Raw genomic sequence first — 19894 nt, 5'->3', positions numbered from 1 at the left:
AGATCACCATGGCGGAAATCAAACGCACTCGCCGCAACACGCTGGAGCGTCGTTGCCTGGGTAAAGCATTCAAACGTCTGTTTGTGCGCGCACCCAAGGGCGTTTTCAAAATGCTGGAAAAAGTCAAGCGCGTCTAAGTGCCTGGCTTGGGCGGTGGACAGGCAGGAATCTGATTTTCCAGCTTGAAATCACAGCCAGCAGCAAAAAAACCACAGGCTTGCCTGTGGTTTTTTTGTGCGCGTTTGATTTTTCTGCGAGTTCGGAAAATCTGTTGCACATCGTACCTTGTCCAAGAAGAAGCTTGCCTTATGATGGTGTCATCTTCATGCAGAAGTAAGCGTTGCCCGTAATAATAATCAAAACGGCTGATTGCATATTTTGGGGACATTAGCTTATGGAATGGCGCCATTTATTCACTGTTCTGACACCCAGTTATAACCGCGCTCACACGCTGGAGCGCGTCTACCGTTCACTGTGCGAGCAAACCTGTCAGGACTTTGAGTGGATTGTGGTTGATGACGGCTCCACGGATGGCACACGGGAGCTGGTAGAGGGCTGGCAACAGCAGGCTGCCTTTCCAATTCGCTATGTCTGGCAGGAAAATCGTCACAAAAAGGCTGCTTTCAATCACGGCGTGGCCCTGGCCCAAGGAGAACTGATCGTCGCGTTGGACAGTGATGACACCTTGCTGGTCAATGCGCTCTACGACATGGCGCAGATCTGGGCCGACATCCCCGTCTCAGAGCGGGCAGGCTATGCAGGCATTACCGGTCTGTGTGTGCGTCCGGATGGCAAGGTTGTCGGGGATATGTTTCCCCAGGATGTCTTTGATGCCAGCTCCCTGGACATGAGCTTTCGCTACCACGTGCGGGGCGAAAAGTTTGGCTGTTTGAGCACCGCTGTGCTGCGCAAGTTTCCCTTTCCTGATCAGATCGAAGGCTTTGTGCCTGAAAGCCTGGTATGGCGTGCCATTGCCCGGGCAGGCTATAAAAACCGTTTCGTAAATACCGTGTTTCGTGTCTATCACGACAGCCCGGATTCTTTGTCGGTACAAGGCAAGACCAGTCAGCAACATGCACTGGGTTTGTGGCTGCTGGCGCAGGATACGGTGGTGAAGTGCCTGCCCTGGTTTCGTTACGAACCCAAGGCTTTCTTGATGGCTGCCGCACGTTACACGCGCTTTGGGCTGCACTTGCGCGCCAGCGGGCGCAAACCACCACCAGGCTATGGCTTGAAAGGCCTGGCCTCTTATTTGTTGGTCGCTTTGATGTGGCCGGCAGGTGTCGCTTTATATCTGCGCGACAAGCGGCGGGCCTGAGCTTATGGGGCTCTAGGTATTACAGGGAGCGGGGCGTACCAATGCGACAGGTAGGCCGTTGTCAAAACACGGCCCCCTGGCTTTTACATCAGATTTGGGCAGTTGAGACGGACACGATCAGTGCAGGGTATGACCGTGAACACCCGGTTCCGGGCTGTCATCATCATCATCATCGTCGTCTTCGTCCGTATCGTCTTCGGGGGCAAAGGCATCTTCGCTCAAGGCGAACGGCAGCAATTCTTCCAGGGTTTCAGTCCAGGCGACTTCCTCGCCTTCTTCATCCACTTTGATAAAGCGCACGGGCTCGGCATCGCTTAACTGGATGGCCCACAGGTAACGGCAGGCGTAGACAGCATTGTCCTTGGGGTCCAGGCCACCACGGTTGCCCACGATGCGGGCCTGCGCGCCGCCGACCTGAACCACTGTGAATTCGCTTTCGTCCTCGTTCTTGTCCAGGGGCATGGCAAAGATGACCCATTCAAAGCCGGTTTCTTCTGCGCCCACGATCTCGGCCAGTACGGCGCGACCCAGGTAGGCGCTCAGCGCATCGGCAGTGCGGCCCAGGGTTTCGATCTCTTCAGTGGTAAATACAAGTTCAGGGGCGTCAGGTGTGGACATAGCGTTTTTGGATTGTCGGCAAAAGTGAGTATATTACCTGAGACAGGCCTGCATTCAGGCCGGGTGTTTCGTTCTGGACCAGACAGAAGCGCGCCTTTTGGGCGCCAAACGCCTACAATCCCAGTTTTCCGAACACGACCTGTTTTTCCCTTTTAGGTTTATATGGCTCAATACGTTTATTCGATGAACCGCGTGGGCAAAATTGTGCCGCCCAAGCGGCAGATTCTGCGCAATATCTCCTTGTCCTTTTTTCCAGGTGCCAAGATTGGTGTGCTGGGCCTGAACGGCTCGGGTAAGTCCACCTTGCTCAAGATCATGGCCGGGGTAGATACCGAGATCGAGGGCGAAGCCGTCCCCATGGCGGGGATCAAGATCGGTTACCTGCCACAAGAACCTCAACTGAACCCCGAACACAGCGTGCGCGAAGCTGTGCAGGCCGGTTTGGGCCAGGTGTTCGAGGCGCGCCAGCGTCTGGAACAGGTCTACGCCGAATACGCCGAGCCCGATGCGGACTTTGACGCTTTGGCGGCAGAGCAGGCCGAGCTGGAATCCATTATTGCCGCCGCCGCGACCAGCGGTGCTGACGACATCGAAACCCAGATGGAAATCGCGGCCGATGCGCTGCGTCTGCCACCTTGGGATGCGTCCATTGCCAATCTGTCCGGTGGCGAGAAACGCCGCGTGGCCTTGTGCCAGTTGCTGCTGTCCAAGCCCGATATGTTGCTGCTGGACGAGCCCACCAACCACCTGGATGCTGAAAGTGTGGACTGGCTGGAAGTGTTCCTGCGCCAGTTCCCCGGCACGGTTGTAGCAGTAACCCATGATCGTTACTTCCTGGACAATGCTGCCGAGTGGATTTTGGAACTGGACCGTGGCCACGGTATTCCTTGGAAGGGCAACTACAGCTCCTGGCTGGAGCAAAAAGATGATCGTCTGAAGCAGGAAGAGGCTTCGGAAAGCGCACGCCAGCGCACTATCAAGAAAGAGTTGGAATGGGTACGCCAGAATCCCAAGGGACGTCAGGCTAAAGCCAAGGCCCGTCTGGCCCGCTTTGAGGAACTGTCCTCGCATGAATACCAGAAGCGCAACGAAACCCAGGAAATCTTTATTCCGGTGGCCGAGCGTCTGGGTAACGAGGTGATTGAGTTTGAAAATGTCAGCAAGGGCTATGGCGATCGTTTGCTGATCGACAATCTGAGCTTCAAGGTGCCAGCGGGTGCCATCGTCGGGATTATTGGTCCTAACGGTGCCGGTAAGTCCACCTTGTTCCGCATGTTGGCTGGTAAAGAGCAGCCTGATTCCGGTACGGTCAAACTGGGCCAGACCGTCAAGCTGGCGTATGTGGATCAGTCGCGTGATGCCTTGGCCAATGAAAAAACTGTGTTTGATGCGATTGCCGATGGTGCTGACCTGCTGACGGTGGGCCGCTTTGAAATGCCATCACGTGCTTATCTGGGCCGCTTCAACTTCAAGGGCGCGGATCAGAACAAGATCGTGGGCAATCTGTCCGGCGGGGAGCGTGGTCGTTTGCACCTGGCCAAGACACTGATTGCTGGTGGCAACGTCTTGCTGCTGGACGAACCGTCCAACGATCTGGACGTGGAAACCTTGCGTGCCCTGGAAGACGCCTTGTTGGAGTTTGCCGGCTCGGTCATGGTGATCAGTCACGATCGCTGGTTCCTGGACCGTATCGCCACCCACATTCTGGCTTTTGAGGGTGATTCGCAGGTCGTATTCTTTGATGGCAACTATCAGGAATACGAAGCAGACAAGAAAAAACGTCTGGGCGAAGATGCTGCCAAACCCCGTCGTATCCGCTACAAGTCCCTGAAATAAGGAAAGTGCCATGCCTGTGCTCAATGCCCACCAGTCTTTCGTCTTGATTGTTGATATGCAAACCGGGCTCTTGCCCGCTATCGCAGACCACCAAGCCTTGGTCGAACGGGCCGGGAAGCTGGCACAGGCGGCCCGCCTTTTAGGGGTGCCGGTTCTGGCAACCGAGCACTGGGCCGGGAAAATCGGCCCAACTGATCCAGCCTTGTTGCCCCACATAGACAAAGTGCTGCATAAAACCCATTTCGATGCCACGCGTGAAACCGATTTTTTGCCAGCCTTGCCTGTAGGACGCACGCGCGTTTTGTTACTGGGTACAGAGTCTCATGTGTGTGTGTTACAAACTGGCCTGGGTTTGATGGAGCGTGGTTATGAGCCGGTACTGGTCGGCGATTGCGTCGGCTCGCGTCATCCCCAGTCCCGCCAGGCCGCCTGGGATCGCTGGGCGATGCACGGACTGGAGCGCGTTAGCGCCGAAATGGCCATGTTTGAATGGCTGGAAACGCCAGCTAACCCCGCATTCAAGCAGGTTCTGGCCTTGATTAAATAAACTGAATAAAAGCTGAATTACATCTGTTGCGTTACCTAACAATCGGGTATGGACTAATCTGCTCCATAGGGTGAAGATAGACTTTAACGCCGTGTTAAGCACGGAGACTTCACGGAGGTTTACGGATGAAAATGACGACTATCACTAAAGTAGGTATGGCCACGGTTCTAGCCGTCGTGATGGCGGGCTGCTCTTCCTGGGATAGTATGAGCAAGCGTCAGAAGGGGGCCGTTACAGGCGCTGGTGTAGGTGGCGTGGCCGGGGCGGTGATTACTGGCGGCGGCGTACTGGGCACTGTGGGCGGCGCAGCGATTGGCGGTGTGATTGGCGACCAGGTCGGCAAGAACCGTTAAATTGAAGATTGTTTGGTTGAGCTGACACGCTCGCCGAAGCAAAAAGCCTCAAGGCATTGGGAATGGATCCCGACCTTGAGGCTTTTTTCATGATGCGTCCAACAGGCGTTTGCTGCTGTGCCTGTGCGCGATTTCTGACAGGCATGTCCGGATCTATCGGTACGCATCCTCATCCATCATGGAGCGATACCACTCGTGAAAGTGCTTCATGCCATCTTCCAGTGGTGACTGGTAAGGGCCAACTTCTGATACCCCGCGTTCCATCAAGGCGCGGCGGCCAGCATCCATGCGCTCGGCAATCTCGTCATCTTCTACTGCGGTCTCCATATAGGCGGCGCGTTGTGCTTCTACAAAATCCCGCTCGAAGGCCACGATGTCTTCCGGGTAGTAAAACTCCACCACATTCATGGTTTCCTGCGGCCCCTTGGGGTACAGCGTGGAGAGCACCAGTACGTGCGGGTAGACCTCGATCATGTGGGTGGGGAAATAGGTTACCCAGACTGCACCGAAGTCCGGTGCTTCGCCCTGACGGTAGGCCAGCAGATTGTCATGCCATTGGCGATAGGTGGGTGAGCCCGGCTTAGCCAGAGCCTGATGCACACCGACTCGTTGCAGGCTGTACCAGTCGCTGAACTCCCACTCCAGATCGTCGCAGGTCACGAACTGACCCAGGCCGGGGTGGAAGGGGGCGACGTGATAGTCCTCCAGATAGACCTCGATGAAGGTCTTCCAGTTGTAGTTGCACTGGTGGATTTCGACGTGATCGAGCACATAGTCCTGAAAGTCGAACTCGGGGCGGCTGAATAAGGCGGCCATATCCTTGGCTGGATCGCGTGGGCCTTCAAACAGCAAGCCATGGCAGTCCTGCAAGGGGTAGCGCTCCAGGTTCAGACAGGGTTTGTCTTTGAAGCGAGGTGCCGCCAGCAAGTTGCCTTGGGCGCTATAAGTCCAGTTGTGCAAGGGGCAGACAATGTTGCCTCCTGTGCTGCTCAGGGAGCCGTGGCTGGCCTGATTAGGTTGGCCGGGCATGCCACCTAGCATCAGGGCCTGACGGTGTCTGCAGACGTTAGAGAGTAGTTCTACGCCGTGGTGGCTCCGTATCAGCGTACGGGCGGCATTTTCCTGAATCAAGGTGCGCCAGTCGCCGGGTTCGGGAACGAGTTTTTCATTACCGACGTATAAGGCGGACTGCTGAAAAATACGCTCTTGTTCGCGCTCGAACAGAGCATGGTCAAAATAGGCGCTAACAGGAAGCTGGGGGTGAGCGGGCACAAGACGTGCCATCTGACCGAGCTCGGTCATGATTCCCTCCGCATGGGTCAATAAGCCAGGCCTCTGGGGGCATTGGATGGCATTGCTTGCCATCTCTGGCGCGAAGAAAAATCGGAACTGGCCGATTACCAAGGCGAAATTGTACCTTATCTATTAGCCACCTAGCCGCATGGCGCCAGCCGTCACAGGTGTTTTTCGCCTTGCTTTTGGTATAGGGAGCCGCCAAGAAAATGGCCATCCGCATGGGATGGCCATTTCAAGCAGCAAGCGTTTGATTGCCAGTGGCGCTTTACTTGTTTTCCAGCGCACTGGCATCAATTTGCGGCATTTCGATTTTGACTTCCAGCACTTCCAGCGAGTCCTGGCGATCAAGGTTTACCTTGATGTCATCGGGATTAATCTTCACGTAGCGCGAGATGACCTCGACCAGCTCTTTTTGCAAGCGGGGCAAGTAGTCCGGGGCAACCCCACCTTGACCACGTTCGTTAATGAGGATCAGTTGCAGACGGTCTTTGGCGACCGTTGCCGAGGTTTTCTTGTGACCGAGCAGGAAGGACAGGAAAGACATATTACTTTCCTCCGAACAGGCGCTTGAATAGCCCTGGTTTTTCGTAATCCACAAAACGCAACGGTTTTTCACCACCCAGGTAACGATCTACGATGTCCTGATAGGCCTGGGACACATCACTTTCTTTGAGATGGATAACGGGTACTCCTTGGTTGGATGCTTGCAGCACGGTTTCCGACTCGGGAGTGACCCCAATCAGTTTGATGCGCAAGATATCTTCCACGTCCTGCAAGGACAGCATCTCGCCGTCCGATACGCGCTTGGGGCTGTAACGGGTCAGCAGCAAATATTCTTTGATGGGCTCTTTGCCTTGTTCACCACGGCGCGATTTGGCGGCCAAAATGCCCAGGATGCGGTCCGAGTCACGAACCGAGGACACCTCGGGGTTGGTCACAACCAGTGCATCGTCTGCGAAGTAGGAGGCCATCAAGGCGCCGGTTTCGATACCTGCGGGCGAATCGCACACAATGTATTCAAAACCCATGCCCTTGAGCTCTTCCAGTACTTTCTCCACGCCTTCGCGGGTCAGGGCGTCTTTGTCACGCGTCTGGGAAGCGGGCAGGATGAACAGATTTTCCAGCTGTTTGTCACGGATCAGGGCCTGGTTCAATGTGGCTTCGCCCTGGATCACGTTGACGAAGTCATACACTACGCGTCGCTCGCAACCCATGATCAGATCCAGGTTGCGCAAACCGACGTCAAAGTCGATGACCACGGTCTTGTGACCGCGCATCGCAAGACCAGATGCAAAACTGGCACTGGTGGTGGTTTTGCCCACACCACCCTTGCCGGAGGTCACTACAACTATACGCGCCATGACAATCGGATTCCTTTGTTTTTCAAGTCACATAATCGTAAAGCATAACGGGCCTTATTTTGACATCCGTTCTGCCACTTTACCTACTGCTTAGAAACAAAACATATCAATTGCTTTGTTCCGTGTCAGCTTACACGGTTGCACTTGCACTTGCTTGCTCTCAGGCGGGCTCTCAGTGCAAGCCACTATAAAAAGCGCCGGCAAATGCCGGCGCCTTGTACTGTCAGGGGCTCAGGGGATCAAATCTGAGCGTGTCGTCTTCCAGCGTGACCACGGCTGGCTTGTTGCGTAACTGCGCATCCAGTCGCGTTTCAATAATGCGATACACGCCGGCAATAGCGATCAGTTCCGGGTCCAGCTCGGTCGTGAAGATGCGTGCCTTGGTATCGCCACGGGCACCGGCCATGGCTTTGCCTCGCAGTGGGCCGTAAACATGGATATTGCCATCGGCCACTACTTCTGCGCCCTGACTGACTGCCCCGATCACAATCAGGTCGGTGTGGCGCGCATAGATACGCTGGCCGGAGCGCAACTGACGGTTGATGAGAAGGGCAGCCGGGGCTTGAGCAGGCGGCGGTGGGGTGGGCGTTGCGGGTACCTGTTGCTGGGCCGTTTGCGATAGCACGGGCACGTCCTTGTCCGGAGCTGCCTGGGTTTGTGGGCGGGCAGGTGGGTTGGACAGTTCAACGTGTGGCAAACCGCTGTCGATGGCGTTGTCGGCATGACCGGGGTGGGCAATGATGCCGACCGGATGCAGTTTGTGCTGACGCAGCGCGTCCACCAGTGCGGTCCAGTCCACCGGCGCGTCAATGGCGCTGGCATCGATGACGACGGGTTCGTCCTCAAAGAAGGAGCCAGCGTCTTTCATGCGTTGAGCCAGTGCGGCTAATTGCTCGGCCGTATCAGCCGAACGCAGCACCACTCGTACGGCGTACAGGGTGGCGCTTTTGAAATCCAGGGCTTGAGGCCCCTTGGCATGAGTCTGATCGTTCACGTCAATAGCCTTAGACCCAGGTGTCTTTCAGAGTCGTTGTACGGTTAAGAACGGGTTTTTCTGGTGTCGAATCCACACGGTCAGCCACAAAGTAGCCCAGGCGCTCAAACTGCCAGCGAGCATCGGGGGTGGCCTTGGTGCCGGGTTCCAGCCAGCCCTGAATCACGCGCAGCGAGTTCGGGTTGATGTGCTCCAGGAAGTCCTGGTCGGCCGCGTCGGGCTGGGGATGGGCAAAGAGACGGTCGTACAGACGGATCTCGGCGGCAATCGCGTGCTCGGCGCTGATCCAGGTGATATTGCCTTTGACCTTGACCGAGTCCGCACCGGGCGTGCCGCTCTTGGTGTCAGGCAGGTATTCAGCCAGAACCTGAGTGACATTGCCTTGCTCGTCTTTCACGCAGCCGGTGCAGCGCACGACATAGCCATATTTCAGACGCACGGTATTGCCGGGGAACAGGCGGAAGTACTTTTTAGGTGGCTCTTCCTTGAAGTCCTCGCGCTCGATGTACAGGCGACCGGAGAAAGGGAACTCGCGTTGACCAGCCTGCGGATTGTGCGGATTGCGCGGTGCGTGGCACAGCTCGCTGTGGCCTTCGGGGTAGTTGGTGATGATCAGTTCGATCGGATCCAGAATGGCAACGCTACGGTCGGCCACGGGATCCAGGTCATCGCGCAAAGCTTGTTCCAGCAAACTGTAGTCCACGTGCTGGGCGGCTTTGGACACACCCAGACGGTCAGTAAACAGACGGATGGCGCCGGCGCTGTAACCACGGCGACGCAAACCGGCCAAGGTAGGCATGCGCGGATCGTCCCAACCTGATACGCGGTTTTCCTGAACCAGTTGACGCAGTTTGCGCTTGCTGGTGACCACGTAGGACAGGTTCAAACGCGAAAACTCGTATTGTTTGGGCAATGGGTCGGATAACTGACCCAGCTCGACCAGACGCTCCAGAATCCAGTTGTAAAAGGGGCGCTGGTCTTCAAACTCCAGGGTGCACAGGCTATGGGTGATGCGCTCCAACGCATCTTCCACGGGGTGTGCCCAACTGTACATGGGGTAGATGCACCATTTGTCGCCCGTGCGATGGTGTTCCGCGTGGCGGATGCGGTACATGACCGGGTCGCGCATATTGATATTGGGCGAGCCCATGTCAACCTTGGCACGCAAGGCCATACTGCCATCGGGGTGCTTGCCGTCACGCATTTCGCGCAAGAGCTTGATGGATTCTTCGGCAGGGCGGTCGCGCCAGGGCGAGTTCACGCCTTTTTCGGTCAGGGTGCCACGGTTGATACGCATTTGTTCAGCGTTCTGTTCGTCAACGTAGGCATGACCCGCATTTACCAGTGCTTCGGCAAACTGGTACATATAGTCGAAGTAGTCGCTGGCAAAGTACAGGTTTTCTTCTTTCTTGAAGGTCCAGTCAAAGCCCAGCCATTTCACCATGTCGATAATGGCGTCCACGTACTCCTGCTCTTCTTTTTCAGGATTGGTGTCGTCAAAACGAAGGTGGCAGGCGCCTTGGTAGTCGCTGGCCAGCCCGAAGTTCAAACAGATACTTTTGGCGTGCCCGATGTGCAGATAGCCATTGGGCTCGGGGGGAAAGCGCGTACGAATACGCGCGGCATCAACAGCCGCCCCTTCCTGGGTGCTTGCCGGGCCCGGCTGACCGGCCCAGGTCTTTTGTGCGTAACGGCCAGCGCTCAAGTCCTGGTCGATGATCGTGCGCAGAAAATTAGATACGGGAGCGGGAGTGGTGTCAGAGGTCATACACGTTTGAAATAAAGAAGCCGACAGACGAATCGGCCATTTTGCCACGTTCTTGTTTTAGAGGGGTATTTACCCCATGAACGTGTTCTGAAAAATCAGGAGGAAACTTGGGGTAGTATGGTGGCGTTTGCTGGCCAATTCACCCTACACTAGCGCTCATTATGACGCACTCCGCCCTTTCCCTGTCTCATGCCCAGTTTTTCCTTAGTCTGGGATTCATGCTGCTGTTTCTGGCTCTGGAGCTGGGGTTGGCCTGGGTGTTGCTGTATTTCAAAGTCAGAACCTTCGGCAGCCACGCAACGGCCTGGATGGGCGCGTACCGTTTTTGGGTGCGTCTGTTCGCATTGGCGTTCATTTTAAGTTTTGCTGCGTCCATGCCGGTACTGATTCAGTTTGGCAGCGTCTGGCCAGGGCTGATGGCGCAGGTAGGTGATGTGATTGGCCCGATGCTGGCCGCCTCCATGTTGTCGCTGTTTATCTTCAAGTCCTGTTTTCTGGGTGTCATGCTGTTTGCCCAGCGCATGCTCTCCAATCTGGTTCATACCCTGGTGGTGCTGATGGTGGCCCTGGGCGTCACCGTGACGGCATTTTGGCTGGTGGCGATGGTGGCCTGGATGCAGGTGCCAACGGGGGTGGATGTTATTGAAGGCCATTACGTGGTGCTGGAGTGGCTGGATGTGCTCAGCACACCGGCCTTGCCGTGGTATGCCGGTCTATTATTTGCAGGCAGTTTATTGACGGTCGCCTTTTTTATTTTGGGCGTGACTTGTGCGCAGACCATGCAAAAACCGGTTACCGATCAGGAGCGCCTGGCTTTTCGTAGTGCCTTGTTTTTAGGCGCCGCCGCTTGGCTGGCCCTGGTTTTTGCGGTGGTGGGCAATGGTTTCATGACAGCCGAGCATCAGCCTGCCAAGGCAGCGGCTACGGCAGCGTATTGGGAAAGCGGCTCGCAACCTGATCTGATTCTGGTCGCTGCGCCCTCGGCCATGCAGGACAGCGTCCTGGGTGTGTTGCGCTGGTCACACGCCGGTGGTCGCTGGCTGGGTCGCAATGACAGTGGCATCCTGATGGGTCTGGATCAGTTTTCTGAAGCCATGCCCCCCGTTACCTTGACCTTCTGGTCCTTTCGTGTGGCGGTGCTGGCCGGCGCATTGATGTTTTTTCTCTTGATGTGGGTCTGGTTGCGTACCCGTCGTTATGGCCTGGATCCGCATTCGCTTTCTTATAGAGAGCGCCAGGGTATGGTGGTCGCGTCTGTACTGGGCTGGATCATGTTGTTGGGCGGCGCAGCGTATGTCTTGCTGGGCTTTCTGCCTTATCTGGTAGGTAACGATATTCAGGCCGTACAAGTGCAAAGTACCGAACCTGTTTTTACTGTGGGACTGGGTTTGCTGTTTTATAGCCTGGTCTACGTCTTGTGCATGATTGGTTTTTTCCAGAAATTACGACATGCCGTTCGTTTTGGTGTGGTGCCGATCGCACGTCATCGGGGTCGGGCATGATTGATTCTTTTGCAAATGCGTTGGGTTTGGGGGCCCATGATCCCGCGTTCTGGATGCCGCTGGCCTTTTTGGCCCTGTTCTTTTTGATTATTGTGGCCGGTACGGTTCTGGATGGCTTCGATATTGGTGTGGGCTGCCTGTCCTTGCTGGCACCGGATTCCCTGCGCCCGCGCATGCTGTCCTTGCTTAGCCCTTGGCGCGATGCCAACGAATTCTGGTTGTTTCTGGGTTTGGGCTTGTTTGTCTGCGCCTTTCCTAAAGCCTGGGGTGCAGTGATGGGGGGACTGTATGCGCCTTTATGCGCCTTGGGCGTGGGAGTCTTTGTCCGCTCCGTCTCCTTTGAGTTCCGGCTGCGTGCACCGGTAGAGCGTCAGTCTCGCTGGCAAATGGGCTTTGCCCTGGGTTCCTGGTTGACGGCGTTCTCCCATGGCGTTTTGTTGGCACAAGTCGTGGTAGGTTTTCAAAGCGATGCGGGCTATATCTGGTTCTCTATCTTCATGGGCTTTTGCGCTATTGCCGCTTACTGCTTGTTGGGCGCCAGTTGGCTCATCATGCGCGAGGCAGGCGAACTGCGTGCCCGTGCAGTGAACTGGGGGCGTCGCTCGGTGCGTTGGTTTGCGGCCGGTGCGGTGGGCGTTTCGGTGGTGTTGGCCTTTGTGAATGCCGGTGTGCTGCTTAAATGGAGCGATGGGCCTTACTGGGGCTTGGTCCTGTTCTTGTGGGCCTTGATCCTTAGCTGCTTTGTGTCGATTGAAATGAGCCTGCAGCGCATGATCAACAGCAGCTATCGCACTACCGCCTTGCCCTTTTTGCTGACTTTGTTCGTCATGGTCTGTGTCATGGCGGGTTTGGCTTTCAGTTTCTTTCCCTATTTGATTCTGGACGAGATGACGATCTGGGACGCCGCCGCCGGGGTACCCGCCTTGAGCCTGATTCTGTCGGCGATTGTGATTACCTTGCCCATCGTGTTGATATTTAACGTGTGGGTGTATTGGCGTATGTTTGGATTGTCCCGCCCACCTTTGCCGCCCAGCTTTAAAGGCTGACCTTTTTTATGATTGCCCATTCCGTGCTGTCGATGCGCAAGCGTCTGCAGGGTTTCAAGTGGTTGTCTGACATGCCCGCCATGCTGGCCTGGGCGGTCTTGGCCGGTATCCTGGGGGCCTTGGCGACCTTGGCCTTTCATCAGGGCATGCGCTTTGTGCAGCAAGTGGTCACAGGACAGCACGGTGGCATCGTCGCGGTAACGGAAAGCTTGCCTTGGTACATGCGCCTTTTGTTTCCCACCTTGGGCGGTCTGTGTGCCGGTATCTTGTTGTGGCTGGCGGGGCGTCTGCCGTCGGGCAGCAATTCAGACTATATGGAAGCAGTGGCTATTGGTGATGGCCGTTTGTCCATTCGCCAGGGCTTGCTGCGATCCTTGTCCTCTTTGATGACGGTGGCCTCGGGCGGCTCTATTGGGCGGGAAGGGGCGATGGTACACCTGGCTTCCTTGTCTGCTTCTGCGATTGGCCGTTTCACGCTGTTTGGTGAAGCTCGTCTGCGTTTGCTGGTGGCTTGTGGTGCCGCAGCCGGGGTGGCTGCCGCCTATGGCACCCCTATTGCCGGCGCTGTGTTTGTGGCCGAGATTGTGCTGGGCACCATGACCATGAGCAGCTTTGGCCCCTTGTTGATGGCAGCCGTTAGTGCCCATCTGACCATGCGTGTGCTGGGCGGCTATCACGCCCCTTATGAAATGACCAATGTGCAGGCGGTTGCGGGTTGGGATATTCTGCCTTTTCTGGTTCTGGGAGTGCTGATTGGTCTGGCTGCGCCCGCTTTTTTGAAGTTGCTCAATCTGTTTCGCACTCTGTTCAAGCGTACCGGCCTGGGTCTGCCCTTGCGTTTGGCGTTGGGGGGCCTGTTGCTGGGGCTTTTGCTGATCGTGATGCCGCGCGTGGCAGGTAACGGCTTCAGTGTCGTGTCTTCCATGCTGCATAGCGACTGGGCCTGGTACAGCGTGCTGCTGATTCTGGCACTCAAGGTTCTGGCGACGGGCCTGACAGTCGGTTCGGGCGCTGTCGGTGGTGTGTTCACCCCCGCGATCTTTGTGGGCGCCGCCTTTGGTACTTTATTTGGCCAGTTGAGCGTGTTGATCTTGCCGGGTCTGGACTTGCCTTTGTATCTGTTCACCCTGGTGGGCATGGGGGCGTTTTTGGGGGCGGCAACCAGTGCGCCCTTCATGGCCATTTTGATGCTGTTTGAAATGACATTGAGCTATCAGTTGGTGTTGCCGCTGATCGTGGCCTGTGTCATGGCCTATTTTGTCTCGCGGGGTGTGGCCGAGGTGGCCATGTATGAAGTCACACTGGTGCGCGAACGCGATGCCTTGCTACGTCACAAATTGCGTCACACCACCTTGGCCGAGTTGGTGCGTCCGGCCGATACCGTGGTCAGCACCACCACCCAAATGCGTGATGCCTTGCAGATGTTTCTAGATTATCCCGTGCGCTATCTTTATGTGGTGGACGAGGAGCAGATCTATCAAGGTGTGATTGCCCAGCCTGACCTGACCCGGATGTTGTTGGACGACAACGCTGCCCAGGAGCGTGTGGTGGGCGATATTTTGCGTATGGATTTCGTCAAGACGCTCTACCCGAATATGAGCCTGGACGAGGCTCAGGAGCACTTTGTCAGCTTTGCTGGAGAGCGCTTGCCTGTATTGAATGGTGACGGCTCGGGCCGCCTGATTGGTGTAGTCTATAAGTCTGCTGTGCTGGAAAAATACTCCGCCATCAAACGCTCCTTGGATGCGAGCGGCGAAGTGATGTTGGATGCCCGGCGCTAAACTCTTTTTGTGACATAAACCATGCGTACCAAAGCTTGCCAGCGAGGCTTGGCAGGCGGGCTGATTGTCGGTCTTGCCATGCTGTTCGCTGTTCCATTGGCCACTGCTCAAAACCGTGTCGGGCTGGAGAACCTGTCTGCCACGCAGGTGTATGGTGTGGATGAGGCCCAGGCGATTCCCTCTCAGGACCTTCCCCCGGTAGAGCCGTTTTTTGATGCTTCGCAATGGCATCGCCAGGGCGACCAGGATTTGCTCAACTCTGCCGCGTCCCTTGATTTTTCTTTTTCTGATTTCAGCCTGAGCGGTTCCACTACTGCCAGTCTGGCTCGCTCCATTCAATATAGTCAGCAGTCCTCGCCGATCTGGAATGGGCGCTGGTTGAGCAGCGCACCCGATCAGGTCTGGCAGTTTGGCGAGCGCAATTGGCGCTACGTCAATGAAGATGGCTTGCAGTTGACCCTAGGTAATGACACGGTGACGGCCCCAGACTGGGCTCGGCCTGTTGAGCTGGGCGGCATCAATATTACCCAGCAGTTTGAACAAGGCCCGGCTGGTCCTTGGCGCTATGCGCTGGCCGTCGGTGCGCTGGATATAACCGGCAAGCAAGACAATGGGGATCTGGTGTACGGATCGTCGGCAAGCAGCTTGATGGTCAGCACCGACGTCACCAGCAGGACCAGTATTGATACCCAGATGGAAAGCGCGCGTGATTTTGGCCTGACCGGGGTGGGCGCTACCTACCGTTCCCCTGATTTTGGGGTGTGGCAGGCCAGTGTGGCCAAGGCTTCCCATGCGGTCGGGCAGGGCTGGCGCTATCAGGCAGCTTACGGCCTGGATGTGTTGGATGATTTGCACCTGCAATGGCAAGGCGAACGCTACCAGGATCACTTCCTGGATCTAAGCCGCTATCAGGGCATGAAGATCGATGCGGCCAGCAGCCGACAGGTGGTGGGGCTGTCCGTGCCTTTGCGTCGCTGGGGCGAGGTCAAGACCCAGTACGAGGTGCAGCAGGCAATGGCCGGTGGGCAGAATCGCTACCTTGGGGTCACGCAGCAGTTCTGGTACAGTCCCCACCTTAGGGTGGGTTTGCAAGCTCGCCGTCATCTGGAAAGTCGCCAGTCGAACATCGCGCTGCGTTTTTCTATTCCGATTTTTTAAGCAGGCGGCATGGCCCAGTCAGCACTTGAGGTTCTTCAGGAAGTTTTTGGTTATGACAGTTTTCGTGGTTCTCAGCACGAGATTATCGAGACCCTGATCCAAGGCGGTGATGCCCTGGTCTTGATGCCCACCGGCGGCGGAAAATCGCTCTGTTACCAGATTCCTGCTTTGGTGCGACCCGGCACCGGCGTGGTCGTGTCCCCTCTGATTGCCTTGATGCAGGATCAGGTGGATGCGCTCAATGAATTGGGTGTGAATGCCGCCTATCTGAACTCCACCCAGGATTGGCAGACCGCCCGCGAGGTCGAGCGCGAGTTTCTGACGGGACAACTGGACTTGCTCTATGTCGCCCCTGAGCGTTTGCTGACAGATCGCTGCCTGGATTTGCTGGCACGCGGCCAGGTCTCCTTGTTTGCCATTGATGAAGCCCACTGCGTATCGCAATGGGGGCACGACTTCCGCCCGGAGTATCTGGGCCTGGATTTGCTGGCTCAGCGCTGGCCAGGGGTGCCGCGGGTTGCCTTGACGGCGACTGCCACTCAGTTGACGCGGGTAGAAATTGCCCAGCGCCTGAAGCTGGAAGAGGCCCGGCATTTTGTCGCCAGTTTTGATCGCCCCAATATTTGCTATCGCATCATCGAAAAGAACGAGGTGCGCAAGCAGCTCTTGAGTTTTATTCAGGAAGAGCACTCGGGCGATGCGGGAATTGTGTATTGTTTGTCGCGCTCTCGCGTGGAGGACACGGCCGAGTTTCTGTGCAAGAACGGCATTCATGCCTTGCCCTACCACGCAGGGCTGGATGCACAGCAACGTGCCATCAACCAGGCTCGCTTTCTTCGAGAAGAAGGGGTGGTCATGGTGGCGACCATTGCTTTTGGCATGGGCGTCAATAAACCGGATGTGCGTTTTGTGGCCCACATTGACCTGCCCAAATCGGTAGAAGGGTATTACCAGGAAACCGGGCGGGCAGGGCGCGATGGTGAAGCCGCTACCGCCTGGCTGGCCTATGGCCTGCAAGACGTGGTGCAGTTGCATCGCATGATTAACCAGTCGCAAGGCGATGCGGCACACCGGCGCCAGCAAGGCCATGCGCTCGATGCCATGCTGGGCCTGTGCGAAACCATTTCCTGCCGCCGTCAGCGCTTGCTGGCCTATTTCGATCAGCAGATCGAACCGTGTGGGAACTGCGATACTTGCCTGGAGGCTCCAGAAGCCTGGGATGGCACTGTGGCCGCGCAGAAAATGCTGTCCACTATTTATAGATTGTGGCGCGAGCGTGGCCAGCGCTTTGGCGCCGGCCATCTTATTGATATTTTGTTGGGCAAGCTGACCGAGCGTGTCAAAGAGCATGAGCATGACAAGCTCACCGTCTTTGGTGTGGGCAAGGAACTGACCGATCAGGCTTGGCGCGGGGTGCTGCGCCAGTTGCTGGCGCATAGTCTGGTCGCGGTCGACCCGGAAGGGTACGGCACCTTGTTGCTGACCGAGGCCAGCCGAGAAGTGCTCAAAGGGGAGCGCACCTTGATGTTGCGGCGCGAAACCGTAACACGTGGGCCAGCCGCCCATCGCGTAAAAGGTCAGGCGCCTGCCGGACCTGCTCTGGAGCCCGACCAACAGCGACGGTTCGAGGCTTTGCGCGCCTGGCGTGCCACTACCGCACGCGAACACGGCGTACCGGCCTATGTCATTTTCCATGACGCCACTTTGCGGGAAGTTGCCATCCGTTGCCCCAGCTCAGAGGCTGATCTGGAGCCGATTACAGGCATAGGTGTACGCAAAAGAGAAGCCTATGGCGAGGCTTTGCTGCGCTGCGTTCAAGAACTGCAAACGCAATAAAAATTGTTAATGGCGCAAAGATTGGTTGCATTTTTTTTGCGCTGAATTTGCGTTGCAAAGACAAATCCGCTATTCGCTCAATCCGCTATATGTAGTAGAATGGCGGCAATATCACACTATATATGGTGTGTATCAACTGACGCTGGCGGCTGCAAAAGCCGCGTCCCCCGTCAATCACCACCGATTTCCGAGACTGACATGCAATCAACCGAACAGTTAATGGTCACTAAGCGAGATGGCCGTACAGAACCTATTAACCTCGACAAGATTCACCGAGTAGTTGATTGGGCTGCTGAAGGTCTGAGTAATGTGTCCGTCTCTCAAGTAGAGCTGCGCTCTCACATTCAGTTCTACAACGGCATTCGCACCAGCGATATTCACGAAACCATCATCAAGTCGGCGGCGGATCTGATCTCTGAAGATACGCCTGACTACCAATATCTGGCCGCCCGCCTGGCGATTTTCCACCTGCGCAAAATCGCTTTTGGCCAGTTTGAGCCTCCCAGCCTGTTTGATCATGTGACCTTGCAAACCAAGGAGGGTCGCTACGATCCGCATCTGTTGCAAGACTACACGCGCGCCGAGTTCGATGAGCTGGATGCGCATCTGGATCACTGGCGTGACATGAACTTCTCTTACGGTGCCGTCAAGCAGTTGGAAGGCAAGTATCTGATTCAAAACCGCGTGACCAAGCGCATCTACGAAAGTCCCCAGTTCCTGTACATGCTGGTGGCCATGTGCTTGTTTGCCCGTTACCCGGCCGATACTCGCCTGGGCTTTATCAAGCGCTTTTACGACGCCGTATCGCAATTCAAGATTTCCTTGCCCACGCCCATCATGGCTGGCGTGCGCACACCCACCCGTCAATTCAGCTCTTGCGTGCTGATCGAATGTGACGACAGCCTGGACAGCATCAATGCCACGACCAGCGCCATTGTTCGTTACGTGTCACAGCGTGCCGGTATCGGTATCAACGGTGGACGTATTCGCGCTGTAGGCAGCGAAATTCGGGGTGGTGAAGCACAACACACAGGTTGCCTGCCTTTCTTCAAGATGTTCCAGGCTGCGGTGAAGTCCTGCTCGCAGGGCGGCGTGCGCGGCGGTGCGGCAACCTTGTTCTACCCCATGTGGCACCTGGAAGTGGAAACACTGCTGGTCCTGAAGAACAACCGTGGTGTGGAAGAAAACCGTATCCGTCACCTGGACTACGGCGTTCAGATCAACCGTTTGTTGTACCAGCGCCTGATCAAGGGCAGCCACATCACGCTGTTCTCGCCGCATGACGTGCCCGGTTTGTACGAAGCCTTCTTTGCCGACCAGGACGAGTTCGAGCGTCTGTACGAGATGTACGAGCAAGATCCCGCCATCCGCAAGCGCAGCCTGCCTGCCGTGGAGCTTTTCTCTTTGCTGATGCAAGAGCGCGCCAGCACCGGCCGTATCTACATTCAGAACGTGGACCATTGCAACACGCATAGCCCATTCCAGGCTGACCGCGCTCCTGTGCGCCAGTCCAATCTGTGCATGGAAATCGCTCTGCCCACCAAGCCCTTGAACGATCTGAACGATCCTGAAGGTGAAATCGCACTGTGCACTCTGTCGGCTTTCAACCTGGGGGCTCTGGAGTCCCTGGACGAGCTGGACGGCCTGGCTGAACTGATTGTTCGTGCTCTGGATGCCTTGCTGGACTACCAGGATTACCCGGTCAAGGCCGCGCTGAATGCAACCAACAAGCGTCGTTCCCTGGGCGTTGGCGTTATCAACTACGCGTACTACCTGGCCAAGAACGGCACCCGCTACTCCGATCCTGCTGCCTTGGGTCTGACCCACCGCACGTTTGAAGCCATCCAGTACTACCTGTTGAAGGCTTCGGTGCAGTTGTCGCGCGAATACGGTCCTTGCGAGGCCTTCGACGAAACCACGTACGCCGCTGGTTTGCTGCCTACCGACACGTACAAGAAAGACGTGGACGGTATTTGCAACGAGCCGTTGCACCTGGATTGGGAAGCCTTGCGTGCTGACATCGTCAAGCATGGTCTGCGTAACTCGACCCTGACCGCCCTGATGCCGTCGGAAACCTCCAGCCAGATCGCCAATGCCACCAACGGTATTGAGCCCCCGCGTGGTTTGGTGTCCGTCAAGCAATCCAAGGATGGCATCCTGCGTCAGGTAGTGCCTGAATTTGAAAAATATAAGGATCAGTACGAATTGCTATGGCAAATGCCCGGCAACGACGACTACCTGAAGTTGGTTGGCGTGATGCAGAAGTTTGTCGATCAGTCGATCTCTGCAAACACCAACTATGACCCACAGCGGTTTGAGGGTGGTCGCGTCCCGATGAAGCAACTGCTCAGGGACTTGCTGCTGGCCTACAAATACGGTGTGAAGACCTTGTACTACCACAACACCCGCGACGGAGCGGATGATTCGCATGGCGAAGTAGAGGACGACGGTTGCGCAGGCGGCGCGTGCAAGATCTAAGC

The 19894-nt window shown here is 56.4% G+C and carries 17 protein-coding genes; 11 read left to right on the top strand and 6 right to left on the bottom strand.

Annotation, left to right across the window (positions count from 1 at the left end; all coding sequences use genetic code 11):
• The first annotated feature begins 8 nt into the window (after positions 1-8).
• On the top strand, positions 9-137 hold the full coding sequence (locus CA948_RS17860) for a hypothetical protein (protein WP_003803595.1): 129 nt from the start codon (positions 9-11) through the stop codon (positions 135-137).
• Positions 138-394: 257 nt separating this feature from the next.
• On the top strand, positions 395-1318 hold the full coding sequence (locus CA948_RS11335; protein WP_108728043.1) for a glycosyltransferase family 2 protein: 924 nt from the start codon (positions 395-397) through the stop codon (positions 1316-1318).
• A gap of 117 nt (positions 1319-1435) precedes the next feature.
• Here the strand turns inward: CA948_RS11335 and CA948_RS11330 are convergent, their stop codons facing one another.
• On the bottom strand, positions 1436-1936 hold the full coding sequence (locus tag CA948_RS11330; RefSeq protein ID WP_108728042.1) for a hypothetical protein: 501 nt from the start codon (positions 1934-1936) through the stop codon (positions 1436-1438).
• A 162-nt stretch (positions 1937-2098) separates the two neighbouring features.
• Here CA948_RS11330 and ettA point away from each other — a divergent pair, with 162 nt between their 5' ends.
• From ettA to CA948_RS11315, 3 genes are all read left to right on the top strand, one after another.
• Positions 2099-3772 (top strand): energy-dependent translational throttle protein EttA, encoded by a 1674-nt coding sequence (ettA, locus tag CA948_RS11325; RefSeq protein ID WP_009455087.1) that lies wholly within the window; start codon positions 2099-2101, stop codon positions 3770-3772.
• A gap of 10 nt (positions 3773-3782) precedes the next feature.
• Complete coding sequence (locus CA948_RS11320) at positions 3783-4319, top strand: isochorismatase family protein (protein WP_108728041.1); 537 nt, start codon at positions 3783-3785, stop codon at positions 4317-4319.
• A gap of 125 nt (positions 4320-4444) precedes the next feature.
• Positions 4445-4672: a glycine zipper 2TM domain-containing protein gene (locus CA948_RS11315; RefSeq protein WP_094195732.1), complete on the top strand. Its 228-nt coding sequence runs from the start codon at positions 4445-4447 to the stop codon at positions 4670-4672.
• 153 nt (positions 4673-4825) lie between these two features.
• Here CA948_RS11315 and CA948_RS11310 read toward each other — a convergent pair whose 3' ends face one another.
• The 5 genes from CA948_RS11310 to CA948_RS11290 form a co-directional block, all read right to left on the bottom strand.
• A complete protein-coding gene (locus tag CA948_RS11310; RefSeq protein ID WP_108728040.1) occupies positions 4826-5974 on the bottom strand; it encodes an aromatic ring-hydroxylating oxygenase subunit alpha in 1149 nt (382 codons plus the stop codon).
• A 259-nt stretch (positions 5975-6233) separates the two neighbouring features.
• Positions 6234-6512: a cell division topological specificity factor MinE gene (gene minE / locus CA948_RS11305; protein WP_042483380.1), complete on the bottom strand. Its 279-nt coding sequence runs from the start codon at positions 6510-6512 to the stop codon at positions 6234-6236.
• Position 6513: 1 nt separating this feature from the next.
• Complete coding sequence (gene minD, locus CA948_RS11300; protein WP_094195734.1) at positions 6514-7329, bottom strand: septum site-determining protein MinD; 816 nt, start codon at positions 7327-7329, stop codon at positions 6514-6516.
• Positions 7330-7552: 223 nt separating this feature from the next.
• Positions 7553-8323, bottom strand: coding sequence for a septum site-determining protein MinC (gene minC, locus CA948_RS11295; protein WP_094195735.1), 771 nt, complete (start codon positions 8321-8323; stop codon positions 7553-7555).
• 10 nt (positions 8324-8333) lie between these two features.
• Positions 8334-10091 (bottom strand): glutamine--tRNA ligase/YqeY domain fusion protein, encoded by a 1758-nt coding sequence (locus CA948_RS11290; protein ID WP_108728039.1) that lies wholly within the window; start codon positions 10089-10091, stop codon positions 8334-8336.
• A gap of 161 nt (positions 10092-10252) precedes the next feature.
• Here CA948_RS11290 and CA948_RS11285 point away from each other — a divergent pair, with 161 nt between their 5' ends.
• From CA948_RS11285 to nrdA, 6 genes are all read left to right on the top strand, one after another.
• Entirely contained in the window at positions 10253-11593 is a 1341-nt protein-coding gene (locus tag CA948_RS11285; protein ID WP_108728038.1) for a cytochrome ubiquinol oxidase subunit I, read from the top strand.
• The gene (locus CA948_RS11280) at positions 11590-12639 is read left to right on the top strand and encodes a cytochrome d ubiquinol oxidase subunit II (RefSeq protein WP_094195738.1); all 1050 of its coding nucleotides are present in this window, start codon (positions 11590-11592) and stop codon (positions 12637-12639) included. Before CA948_RS11285 ends, CA948_RS11280 begins: the two co-directional genes overlap by 4 nt.
• An 8-nt stretch (positions 12640-12647) precedes the next feature.
• Complete coding sequence (locus tag CA948_RS11275) at positions 12648-14420, top strand: ClcB-like voltage-gated chloride channel protein (protein ID WP_094195739.1); 1773 nt, start codon at positions 12648-12650, stop codon at positions 14418-14420.
• A gap of 21 nt (positions 14421-14441) precedes the next feature.
• A complete protein-coding gene (locus CA948_RS11270; protein ID WP_108728037.1) occupies positions 14442-15578 on the top strand; it encodes a fimbria/pilus outer membrane usher protein in 1137 nt (378 codons plus the stop codon).
• 9 nt (positions 15579-15587) lie between these two features.
• Positions 15588-17414 carry a DNA helicase RecQ gene (gene recQ, locus CA948_RS11265; protein WP_094195741.1) on the top strand — a complete coding sequence of 609 codons (1827 nt, stop codon included), beginning with the start codon at positions 15588-15590 and terminating at the stop codon, positions 17412-17414.
• Between the two features lie 198 nt (positions 17415-17612).
• Positions 17613-19892 carry a class 1a ribonucleoside-diphosphate reductase subunit alpha gene (nrdA, locus tag CA948_RS11260; RefSeq protein WP_094195742.1) on the top strand — a complete coding sequence of 760 codons (2280 nt, stop codon included), beginning with the start codon at positions 17613-17615 and terminating at the stop codon, positions 19890-19892.
• Positions 19893-19894 lie beyond the last annotated feature (2 nt).

The sequence above is a fragment of the Alcaligenes aquatilis genome (assembly GCF_003076515.1).
Taxonomy (GTDB): domain Bacteria; phylum Pseudomonadota; class Gammaproteobacteria; order Burkholderiales; family Burkholderiaceae_B; genus Alcaligenes; species Alcaligenes aquatilis.
The sequence above is the reverse complement of the archived record's forward strand: the minus strand, read 5'-3'. Positions and strand labels throughout refer to the sequence as shown.